Origin of the sequence: Sulfurovum xiamenensis, from assembly GCF_030347995.1 — a bacterium.
Lineage (GTDB): Bacteria > Campylobacterota > Campylobacteria > Campylobacterales > Sulfurovaceae > Sulfurovum > Sulfurovum xiamenensis.
On the sequence record NZ_JAQIBC010000001.1, the window covers coordinates 300,613 to 311,928 of the forward strand.

The 11,316-nt window shown below is 39.7% G+C and carries 11 protein-coding genes and 1 riboswitch; of the genes, 4 read left to right on the forward strand and 7 right to left on the reverse strand.

The annotated features are described in order from the left end of the window. From PF327_RS01585 to PF327_RS01615, 7 genes are all read right to left on the reverse strand, one after another. On the reverse strand, positions 1 to 603 hold the full coding sequence (locus PF327_RS01585) for a transglutaminase-like domain-containing protein (RefSeq protein ID WP_289401042.1): 603 nt from the start codon (positions 601 to 603) through the stop codon (positions 1 to 3). Between the two features lie 36 nt (positions 604 to 639). Then, a complete protein-coding gene (locus PF327_RS01590) occupies positions 640 to 1,803 on the reverse strand; it encodes a hypothetical protein (protein WP_289401043.1) in 1,164 nt (387 codons plus the stop codon). A gap of 65 nt (positions 1,804 to 1,868) precedes the next feature. After that, positions 1,869 to 2,159 carry a hypothetical protein gene (locus tag PF327_RS01595; protein WP_289401044.1) on the reverse strand — a complete coding sequence of 97 codons (291 nt, stop codon included), beginning with the start codon at positions 2,157 to 2,159 and terminating at the stop codon, positions 1,869 to 1,871. A 172-nt stretch (positions 2,160 to 2,331) separates the two neighbouring features. Continuing rightward, positions 2,332 to 3,870 (reverse strand): glutamine-hydrolyzing GMP synthase, encoded by a 1,539-nt coding sequence (gene guaA / locus PF327_RS01600; protein WP_289401045.1) that lies wholly within the window; start codon positions 3,868 to 3,870, stop codon positions 2,332 to 2,334. Between the two features lie 121 nt (positions 3,871 to 3,991). Beyond that, positions 3,992 to 5,338 carry a sodium:proton antiporter NhaD gene (gene nhaD / locus PF327_RS01605; protein WP_008244155.1) on the reverse strand — a complete coding sequence of 449 codons (1,347 nt, stop codon included), beginning with the start codon at positions 5,336 to 5,338 and terminating at the stop codon, positions 3,992 to 3,994. 51 nt (positions 5,339 to 5,389) lie between these two features. Further along, the gene (nadB, locus tag PF327_RS01610) at positions 5,390 to 6,841 is read right to left on the reverse strand and encodes an L-aspartate oxidase (RefSeq protein ID WP_289401046.1); all 1,452 of its coding nucleotides are present in this window, start codon (positions 6,839 to 6,841) and stop codon (positions 5,390 to 5,392) included. Between the two features lie 2 nt (positions 6,842 to 6,843). Then, positions 6,844 to 6,990 (reverse strand): hypothetical protein, encoded by a 147-nt coding sequence (locus PF327_RS01615; RefSeq protein ID WP_188084890.1) that lies wholly within the window; start codon positions 6,988 to 6,990, stop codon positions 6,844 to 6,846. Here PF327_RS01615 and PF327_RS01620 point away from each other — a divergent pair. From PF327_RS01620 to PF327_RS01635, 4 genes are all read left to right on the forward strand, one after another. Beyond that, entirely contained in the window at positions 6,982 to 7,404 is a 423-nt protein-coding gene (locus PF327_RS01620; RefSeq protein ID WP_289401048.1) for a DciA family protein, read from the forward strand. The two genes, PF327_RS01615 and PF327_RS01620, sit on opposite strands and share 9 nt — an antisense overlap. Continuing rightward, positions 7,392 to 9,182, forward strand: a complete 1,791-nt coding sequence (gene uvrC / locus PF327_RS01625; RefSeq protein ID WP_289401049.1) for an excinuclease ABC subunit UvrC — start codon at positions 7,392 to 7,394, stop codon at positions 9,180 to 9,182. Before PF327_RS01620 ends, uvrC begins: the two co-directional genes overlap by 13 nt. Before the next feature lie 146 nt (positions 9,183 to 9,328). After that, positions 9,329 to 9,403: riboswitch (cyclic di-GMP riboswitch) on the forward strand. Positions 9,404 to 9,480: 77 nt separating this feature from the next. Beyond that, entirely contained in the window at positions 9,481 to 9,894 is a 414-nt protein-coding gene (locus PF327_RS01630) for a PAS domain-containing protein (RefSeq protein ID WP_008244164.1), read from the forward strand. 18 nt (positions 9,895 to 9,912) lie between these two features. Further along, positions 9,913 to 11,307 (forward strand): hypothetical protein, encoded by a 1,395-nt coding sequence (locus PF327_RS01635; protein WP_289401050.1) that lies wholly within the window; start codon positions 9,913 to 9,915, stop codon positions 11,305 to 11,307. The last annotated feature ends 9 nt before the right edge of the window (positions 11,308 to 11,316 follow it).

An 11,316-nucleotide genomic window follows, 5' to 3' on the forward strand; every position in this document is an offset into this window, starting at 1 on the left:
TTACTCTTTCCACTCTAGACTCTCTATAGAAAGTTTTTCGTTTGAGAATGGCTCGACAATGACATCGATCTGATCCAGTGTATAGCGTAAAGGAAAACCTATATTTGAATTTCTGGCCGTGCTTTCAAGGATAAAGTATTTCTTTCCATTGATCCAGAACCCTTTTGTCTTATCCATTCGTTTATCCTCTATAGCTGTAATGACGAAAATGTGTTTAGGTACCAAAACAAAATAGGCTTCTATCCCTAATGCATGTAGCATAGAAATAAGTAAATTACTCTTATCATCACAATCTCCAAAATTCTGCTGTATTGTTTTTTGTGCAGAATACTGCTGAAAAGTGTTGGTCTGGTAAGGGATATTGGTCACAAAATCCAATAAGGATTGTATTTTACAGAGTTCATCGGAACAATGCGCTGTTAGTGCAAATGCTTTCTCTTGTATCTCTTGGGAGGTCGTAACATAGGATCTATAGAACCCATTAGATGTACCTATATGGGTCCTGTCTACGATATCCATCGCTCTGATCGTACCGTAGATAAAGGCTATAAAAGAAATAGCCATAATAAGAAGGGATAGATGTTTTTTACTTTCGCTTGTCATACCAAAACTACACCCATTTCAAAATATATTTTCTTATTATTCTTCAGCTGATTTACAACCCTGTTTTTCACGTTCAGTTAAAAGTTCTTTACGTTTTCTCTCTGCATCTCTTAACATTTTCTTTTTATTATTACTCACCGTAATCCCCGGTACCGGCATTGCTTGAAGCTTTTCTTCTAAATGAAAAGCACTGGTATTCTTTACCATAATCATAAATTCATACAGTTCGATCAGTTCTTTATCAAGGGCATCGCATACATCAGAATTGCCTCTCACAGCTTTTTTGTCAGCTATTTGAGCACTCTCCACCGTCATAAGAGCTTCAACATTCTCCTTTTGACGCTCTGCAGTATCTTCTGCATCTTTTTTCGTTTCCTCACTGACCATCTGCACTGTATTCTTTTTCACCGTGATTCCCGCTGCCGGAAGTGCTACAGCTTTTTCTTTCATATCGACAGTACCGATAGGGTTGACCTTGGTTGTCGATTCTTCTGGTTTTGTCATTTTTTTATCACTCTGAGTAGATGGTTCAGACACTGACACAGATTTATTGATCTCTTCTTTTCTATCTGATATGTTGGCAGTGCGTATAGGCATAGGTGTTTTACAATTGTATGTTTGGCGCTCTGCCGTATACTCTGTATATTTCTTCTTTGCATCTCTTAGCATCTGCTTTCTATTGTTACTGACTGTAATCCCCGGTACTGACAGTGCTGCAGCTTTTTCTTCCAAATGAAAAGCACTGGTATGGTTAACCATCGCAATAAATTCATTCAGTCTCATCAGTTTGTTATCGATAGTATCACATCGATCAGATAAGAGAGCAGCTTTACTTACCACTGCCATTTCTGCAGTGCTTGTATGTATAGAAGATTCACAACCGTATTTTTGATGCTCTGCAGCATACTCTGCATATTTTTTCTCTGCATCTTTTAGCATTTTTTTTCTATTTGTACTGACCGTGATCCCCGGTACTGTCAGCGCTGCAGCTTTTTCTTCTAAATGAAAAGCACTGGTGTTTTGTACCACTTGGGTGAACCTATCTAATCTCATCACTTTTTGATCGATCACAGTACAAGGATTAGAAGATAAAGAAGGGGTACCTACTACAGCCATTTTATCAGCCATTTGACCACTGCAGGCGGTCATAAATGTAGCAATAGCAACAGACAAGAAAGTGTAAAAAAAAGTTTGTTTCATAAGAGATTCCTTTAAAATATTATCACCGAAGCGTCTCAAATAAACGTCATGGTATTGGTGTAAAATTACTGTAAACGCTTTTGGGTAACCGCATCCGGTTCAACTTCACATAACATTGTATCTTGTCCACAATGACGGCAGGTTGTTCTGACTGTAAATATATACCAGCCATTTTTATCTTTCAATAGGGAATTACCACATTTGGGACAGTTGATGCGGCTTTGAAGTATGGCAAAGACCATTGCTACTCCTAGCTGAAGTGTACTATGTGTATAAAAGATTGACAAGATAATAAAAAGACCGACCATCACACCTAGGAGAATATACTTAATATATGCGGGGATACATTTCATCATTCTATTTCCTTTTTATTTGTAAATACTATTGTAACACAATGGACTTGCATCTAACGGTATAGCTATGATTCTATTTCTTTCTCATTGGTATTGGATTCAAGGGTTGTTAAGAAGAAGCTTGCGAAGTCACATGACTGACTGAACAAACTCCCATAAGATCAAATAGGAGAAACTACTCCCACTCGATCGTTGCAGGAGGCTTAGAGCTGATATCATACACGACTCTATTGATCCCATCAATCTCATTAATGATTCTTCTACTCATCCCTTCAAGTACATCATGTGGGATATGTGCAAAAGTAGCAGTCATACCATCCACTGATTCAACCATACGGATACATACCGTATTGTCATACGTACGGTTGTCCCCCATCACACCTACAGACTGTACATTCAGCAGTACCGTAAATGCCTGCCATACTTTGTCATAGTAACCTGTAGCTTTCAACTCCTCTTGCATGATCGCATCTGACTCACGAAGCAGTCTCAAAGCCTCTTCATTCACATCACCCATGACTCTTATCGCAAGACCAGGCCCAGGGAATGGATGTCTACCTATCATATGCTTTGGAAGGCCAAGCTCAAGACCCAGTTTTCTTACCTCATCTTTAAATATCTCTCTCAGCGGTTCAACCAGTTCAAATGTCATCCAGTCAGGAAGTCCACCTACGTTATGGTGAGATTTGATCGTCTTTGATGGCCCTTTGACCGAGACCGACTCGATGACATCTGTATAGAGCGTTCCTTGCGCCAGGAAACTTACATCTGTATGTTTCTTTGCTTCTTTATCAAATACTTCAATGAACTTCTCACCGATCGCTTTTCTCTTGGTCTCTGGGTCCGTTACCCCTGCCAGTGCTTCCATGAACTCTTGTTTTGCATCGATCGTGATCAAAGGTATACCGACCAATTTAAACATATCCTGTACCTGCTCTGCTTCATCTTTACGAAGTAATCCCTGATCCACAAATACACAGATCAGTTGTTCTTTAGGTAATGCTTCGTTGAGCATAGCAGCAACAACAGAAGAGTCTACTCCCCCACTTACACCACAAAGGACTTTTCTGTCACCTACTTGAGCTCTTATCGCGGCAATCTTCTCTTTAGCAAAGCTCCCCATGTTCCAAGTACTGTCACAACCACAGATGTGCTTCGCAAAGTTCTTCAACATCGCAGTACCCTCAACAGAGTGATGTACTTCCGGGTGGAATTGGAATGCATAGATGTTTCTACTCTCATTGGCTATAGCTGCATACGGAGAGTTTTCACTTGTTCCGATCACTTCAAAACCATCAGGTATACGTTCTGCTCTATCGCCATGACTCATCCATACGATAGAGTCATTTGAGATATTGTTGAAGATACCGCCATTGTTTTCTATGTGAAGTTTTGCTTTTCCGTATTCATGATGATCCGCTGCAATCACGCTTCCGCCAAAGTGCTGTGTGATAAGCTGCATACCATAACAGATACCCAAGATAGGTAGTCCTAGATCCCACACGCCATCATCTGGTTTATACGCATCTTCCGCATAAACAGAAGCCGGGCCGCCAGAAAGGATAATACCTTGCGGCTTTCTGGCCTTAATGTCTTCAATACTCTCGCGATACGGTACCACTTCTGTATAAACACCACTCTCTCTCAGTTTTCTAGCGATAAGCTGCGTATATTGTGATCCGAAGTCTAAGACTAATATAGGTACTTGTTTCATCATCTTTCCTTGTATATGTATGGTTAAATCTTTCAAAAAAAACTTAACTATAAAAATACGTTTTTAGTAGTTCTAAGGGATATTCAGAACTACTAATTCCATAAACCAAACCTACGTAAGGTTACGCGCCTATTCCAAGTATAAGAAACTGCACATACCAGACAGAGACAGATACGATATAACCTACCAGTACGGTCCAAGCCAGTTTTAAATGTGCACCAAATGTATAGATACCATGAAGTTTACCCATGACACCCACACCGGCAGCAGAACCAAACGAGATAAGTGAACCACCCACACCGGCAGTCAGTGTTACAAGCATCCACTGTGCATGTGCAGAAGCACCCATGTCCGGACTTGACTTAAGTACTGCTGACATCACAGGTACGTTATCCACGATTGCAGAAAGGAATCCTACCCCGATATTCACGGTAGTTGCACCAAACTGAGAATAAAGTGCCGTGAAATATTCTAAGAAACCTAAAAAGTGAAGCCCGCCAACCGCAGCTAAAATACCAAAGAAGAAAAGCAGTGTATCATTTTCAATTTTAGCAATGAATGAGAAAACATTGACCGGAGGACATACAATACCATCACTATCATATCTTACTTCTCTGCTCATTCTATAAATATAGAGTTTAAGCACAGCCAAACCGAACATCATTCCCCACATTGCAGGCAGATGAAGCACTTGGTGCGAGAGAACTGCTGAAGCAATGGTTAAAGCGAAAAGACCCATGATCACTTTTCCACCTGCAGAAATATACACCTTTTTTTCATCAGCTGCAAATGGTGGTGTACCGTTCGGTACAAAACGGCTCAATAGAAATGCCGTGACAAACCAGCCCAGTATAGATGCAGGGAAAAGATAAAGGAAATCAACAAATGCCCCCTTGCCATCAACCCATACCATCAATGTAGTGATATCACCAAACGGTGACCAGGCACCACCTGCATTTGCCGCAACAACGATATTGATCGCGGAAGGTACAATAAAGGCTTTATTCGTCTTATCAATGGTGATCAATACCGTTGAAAGGATCAATGCTGTGGTGAGGTTATCGGCAACAGGAGAAATGAAGAAAGCCAAAAGACCTGTGATCCAGAACAGTTTTTTATAGCTATACCCTTTAGAGACAAGATTGTAACGTAAAGCAGAAAACACATTCCTATCGATCATCGCTTCAATATAGGTCATAGCCACATAAAGGAAGAAGAATATCCCTGCGATCTCATAAATAAGCAACTCTATTTCGTGGTGCAGATGTGCCCCGTCTAAACCATTGATAGCATAATAGACACCGATCAACATAAAGATCATTGTTCCTGCAAAAAGTGCCGGTTTTGCTTTGTTTATAAGGTATTTATCTTCCGCTGCAATAAAGTAGTATCCTACGACAAATATGATAAGTGAAGCGATCCCCACCCATGTGGTTGTCAAATCTGTGTGTAATATCTCTGTGGTCATTAATTGTTCTCCTAATTCTTTGGTATGCCATATCTGTCCATACATGGAACGTTATAAAGACTCTATATAGTGCGAGCCCAAAGACTCTTTTCTCGCAAGTGCTGCATCTACAATGGCAGAAGCAGTATTTAGTCTAAGTTTAAGTAATCTGCCTATCTCTTTATTTTTCATATCATAAATGAGATTTTTAGCTTCATGCAAACCTTTTCTTGTCCTGATAATCCCTATATCATCCCACATCACTTGACGCAATTTTTGTTTATAGATTTTATCGTTTTCTTTGTGCAGAATATTACCGTAATCTTTCTCAAAAAGAGGTGTTTTCATGGCTTTATGCTCTTTGGAAAGCAGATGGTCCACTGCACGTTTCGCAAAGACCACCCCTTCAAGCAGTGAATTGGATGCAAGACGATTTGCACCATGCACACCTGTTCTAGCGGCTTCACCTATGACATAAAGCCCTTCCATACCGTCTATACAGCCATTGGTATCGCATTTAATACCCCCATTAGAGTAGTGAAATGCAGGAGAAATAGCGATCTTATCTTTCGGAAATTTATAGCCAAGTCTGGCAAAAGTATGTGTGATATTAGGGAAACGATGTTCAAACCATTTCTCTTCGAACATGGAAAAATCAAGATAAGCTTTTTGTCCCGTTTTTCGCTTATGATTGAAAATACCGCGAGCCACAATATCACGACTGGCCAATTCTCCTCTTTCGTCATAATCAAACAGGAAACGTCTTCCCTCTTCATCCACTACATGTGCACCCTCTCCCCTAAGTGCTTCAGTCAGTAACAGTTTTCTTGCAAAAGGGGTCTCAACAAATACCGTAGGGTGAAACTGCATAAATTCCATATCCGCAAGTTCTATACCTTTTTCCACACAAATACCATGAATATCAGCACTAACGGTACGGGAGTTTGTATTATACGCATAAAGAGAGCCTATACCTCCAGAAGCGATGATCACATCATCCGCATAGATAGTCGTCGGTTCATAATTAACCGTTGCTTTGACTCCAAAACATCTGCCATTGTCTATAAGCAGATCATAGACCAGTGTATTTTTCTGAAGTTGGTGTTTGTTTTGTACCATCATAAAGTAGTGCATATAACGTCCCGTCGCATCTCCCCCTGCATGGATGATACGCTCTACAGAGTGTGCCGCCTCTTTCGTATATAAAAGATTCCCACTTTCATCTGTATCAAACTCCATTCCTCTGGAAATGATATCAGGTGTGGTCTCCAGTGAAGTACGAGAAAGGATCTCCACAGCCTCTTTATTATTATGATACGAACCTGCAGCCATGGTATCTTCGACATGAAGAGGAATATCCGCTTCATTCAAAGCGGTTGTCATACCACCCTGGGCATAAAACGTGTTACACTCCCAGGGGATGTCTTTACAGACTACTAAGACTTTTTTACTTGCAGGTAGCTGCATGGCTGCATAGAGTCCTGCTATACCTGCACCTATAATCAATACATCATACTTCTGCATCTTTACCCTTCTGTCTTCGTACTTGTATTGTTCTCTACAGTCTCTTCTACATAGACAGGGTCAGTTTTGTAGCCACACCCTGTTAAGATGATACAGCAAAGTGATGATATAATCGCTTTATGAAAAAAGCCAATATAATTTTGTCTCATTTATCTTCTCAGCCTCAGTTTAAATCATTAAAACGGCAGGAGTGTTACCAAAAGTTTATCGATCTTCTGAGTCCCAAATGGCAAAAAGCTATTGCTTTTGTATACATCAAAGATGAAACACTCTTTATAGCAGTCACACACCCCGGTTTTAAAATGGAACTTAATTATAATAGAGATTTATTAAAAACCCTATTAACACAGCTTAACGAACATGATGAAGCGTGTAAGATGATGCAGGCTGAAAAGGTTGTGGTATTTCATAGCAAGTATTATGCGATGCCTCAGGAAAAAGTCTCTTATGTCAGTGTCCCGAATTATCATGAACGCGCCAAGGGAAATTTTGAAACACCTTCAGATAACGAACTCAAAGAAAAATTTGAACGTATTAAAGCCATAGTCACATGCAATCAGTAATCAAAGATCTACCCGTCTCTGCAGGCGTTTACCAGTATTTTGACACAAACGGCAAACTGCTCTATGTAGGAAAAGCCAAAAACCTTAAAAACAGGGTCAAAAGCTATTGGCGTTTTTCTCCTGAATTCAGACCCAATCCTACGCAAAGTTCTCGCATCATCAAAATGCTCTATGAAGCCAGTAGACTTGAGTATATCGTAGTTGAAACAGAAGAGGATGCACTCATCCTGGAAAACTCGCTGATCAAGCAGCTCAAACCCAAATACAACATTTTACTTCGTGATGATAAAACCTACCCCTACATATATATCGATGAATCTGTCGCATATCCCAGATTTGAGATTACTAGAAAGGTCATCAAAGGAAAAAATATTACCTACTATGGCCCTTTCCCTACCGGTGGGAAAGCCTTGCTTGATGCACTCTATGAGGTCTATCCGCTTGTACAAAAAAAGTCTTGTTTAAAAGAAGGAAAAGCCTGTCTTTTCTACCAGATCAAAAAGTGTCTGGCACCCTGTGAAGGAAAAGTATCACCTGAAGCCTATGGAGAGATCGTCACGCAGGCCAAAACATCCATTGTCAAACGTAAAGATCTACTCTCTGCCCTTGAAGAGAAGATGACAAACCTTGCTATGCAAGAACGTTATGAGGAAGCAGCGGCTATGCGCGACAGCATCAATGCTATCTCTTCACTCACCATCTCATCGAACATCGATTTTGCAAATGCAATGGACCTTGATATCTTTGCCATACTTAATGGTGATGAAAAAGGAGTGATCGTCAAACTCTTTATGCGCGGAGGAAAGATCATCTCATCCTCATACTCCTACTTCAGACATACACATATTTTTGATGAGAATGAAGCCTACAAACAAGCTTTATTGGAATTCTATACCATCGATACCCCTAATATAAGCAAACAGATCCTTACGGCCCATACCTTTGAAGACTCAGAACAGGTGGCACACAGTCTCTCTGCCCGCTTTAACAAAAAAATAGAGATACTTACCCCTCAACGCGGCCCTAAAGCCAAACTGATCTCTCTAGCCCTGCAGAACTGCGAAGAATTATTGCGTAAAACGCAAAGCGATACGCTCATGGAACAAAAAATAGCAGACCTCTTTGACCTTTCTGTCATTCCTTACCGTGTAGAAACTTTTGATAACTCTCATCTTATGGGAGCTGCTACCGTGGGTGGTATGGTAGTCTGGGATGAAAACAAATGGGATAAAACAGCATACCGACGATACATCCTGCATGAACGTGATGAGTATGGACAGATGAAAGAGATGCTCTCCAGACGGATAGAGAAGTTCAAAGAAGAACCTGCTCCAGACCTATGGATACTTGATGGAGGACAAGCCAATCTCAATCTTGCAAAAAAACTTCTAAAAGAAGCCCATGTCAATCTTGATGTCATAGCTATAGCCAAAGAGAAGCTCGATGCCAAAGCACACCGTGCGAAAGGTGCGGCCAAGGACATCCTTTATACCTCCCATGGTGTTCTTGAGCTCAAAGCAAATGACAAACGTCTGCACTGGATACAGCGCCAAAGAGATGAAGCACACCGTTATGCCATCACCTACCACCAAAACAAAAAACGTAAAGAGGATACACAAATCTCACTTCTGAATAAAAAAGGCATAGGTAAAGCAACCCTCAAAAAGTTGATCGACTATTTCGGAACATTTGAAGCCATAGAGAATGCATCTTACGAAGAAATAGAAAAAGTTACGAATAAAAAAATCTCTAACATTATTAAAAATTATAATCCATAAACAACCATAATTTAATATTTTTTACTAAAAAACTTCTTAATTCAATCTATTTTTAGTTTAGTTGTTATAGAGTTTTAGCAGTGCTATTATGTTTGCAGTATTTCCAGACAACAATGTTCTAGTGCATCTTATGTAATACATAACGTTAAATTAAAAGCTAAACTCATTGTGAAGTGAGGACAGAAAGCCATGGGTCTTATAAAGATTGCCAGGCTGCAAACAGTAAACTTTATGATTGTGAGTTTATTGGAACTACACTTCTTACACTACACACTACAAAAGGGGGGAGAATAATACAATGAATAGACCTGATCCAATTGATGAAGAGTATATCTTTGAAAAAGGCTTGATAGTAAGTTCTACAGATCTTAAAGGCATCATTACATACGCGAATAGAAAATTCTGTGAAATAGCAGGATATACCAAAGATGAACTCGTAGGCAAAAATCACAATATCGTCAGACATCCAGATATGCCAAAAGCAGCATTCAAAGAACTTTGGGACACAATACAGGGCGGAAAAGAGTGGACCGGTATCGTAAAGAACCTAAGAAAAGATGGCAGATATTATTGGGTTTATTCACATATTTCACCTATCATCGTTGATGGAGAGATCACTGGTTATACTGCAGCCAGAAGACCGGCATCTGAAACAGAAGTAACAGAGACAATTCCTATATACAGGGATTTATTAGAAAAAGAAAGTAATTAAAGAGAGGTTGTCAACAAAATGTACTATATACTAAATGAAACAAATCAAATTATCGCTGCAGATAAAAGTCTATTGGAATTATGCGGTTTATCGCATATCGATGAATTATCATTAAAAATTGCATTAGGCGATACAAGATTTGATTTATCCGAAACAGATATCAAGATCACAACAGGTCAAGATGATACAATGTTTCCGGTCTCTAAAACTTCCCTTTCAAGTATGCTTGGTCGTATCACATTGGTTGAAATCCAAACAGAAGAGGAAAAAGCTGCTGAAGATGATCTATCGGTATTAACACTTGATGATACTATAGAAAATATCGCACCTTTGGAAATAGAGAAAAGCAGTGAAGAAAAAGAAGTGGCTATCGATGACAACGAACTCTTTGATCTTGTCATGGAAGAGGAAACAGAAAGTATCACTCCTCTTGGTAGTCAAGATACAAGTAAAGAGGCGGAGCTTGCCATAGAGGATAACGAACTCTTTGACCTTGTTATGGAAGAGGAGACAGAGCGCAGTGTTGAAACGGTAGAAGCACCACTCGATATTATGACCGAAGATACAGAGATCCTTGACTTGGGCTTATCCGATAAAGAAGAAGTAGCTAGTGAGAAAACTGTGTCAGAAGAGAGTGCTGAAATTCTTGTAGATATCGATAAAGTGTGTCAACAGATCGGTATTTCTCATGAAGACTACGATACATTCCTCAATGAATATATCGATACGGCACTGGGACTTGAGCAGGATCTACAGAGTGAAGAGAGTACAAAACGTTCCAATGCTGTTGCAACACTTTCTCATCTTGGTGAGGTATTACAACTACCGGTTATCGGAGACATCATAGCCAAAATAGATACTGTACCTGCAGATGAGCTAAAAGCAACTGTAGAATCTTTTTACGCAACTCTCTCAAGAATCACTACAACACCAACTTCTCAAGCAGAACCTGAAATGACACTCCTTGATACCCAAGAAGAAGATAAGATGGATCTTTTCGATGTAGAAGAAAAAGAAGTTGAACTAGAAGCGCCTATCAATGAAAAGGGATTTGGTACGATTTCACTTGAAGGTATCAAACCTATTCACTTTGACTTTCAACTTGAAGAAGCTGCTAATGATCTCTCTTTACCGGTTGACCTTATTGAAGAATTTGTACATGATTTTATCGAGCAATGTCATATTGAGACCAAAAATATGCTCAAAGCCTATGAAGAGGGTGATCTGGATGCCATTCAGAAAATAGGACATCTGCTTAAAGGTGCAGCAAGTAACCTTCGTATCAATCCACTCTCTGATACGCTCTATAAGATACAGTTTTGTGAAGACAGCAGTACTTTAGAAGCTTTGATCAAAGACTATTGGGGACACTTTTTGTCTTTCGAAATTCAAATAAATGCGCTAGCAAAATAAAAGGAAATA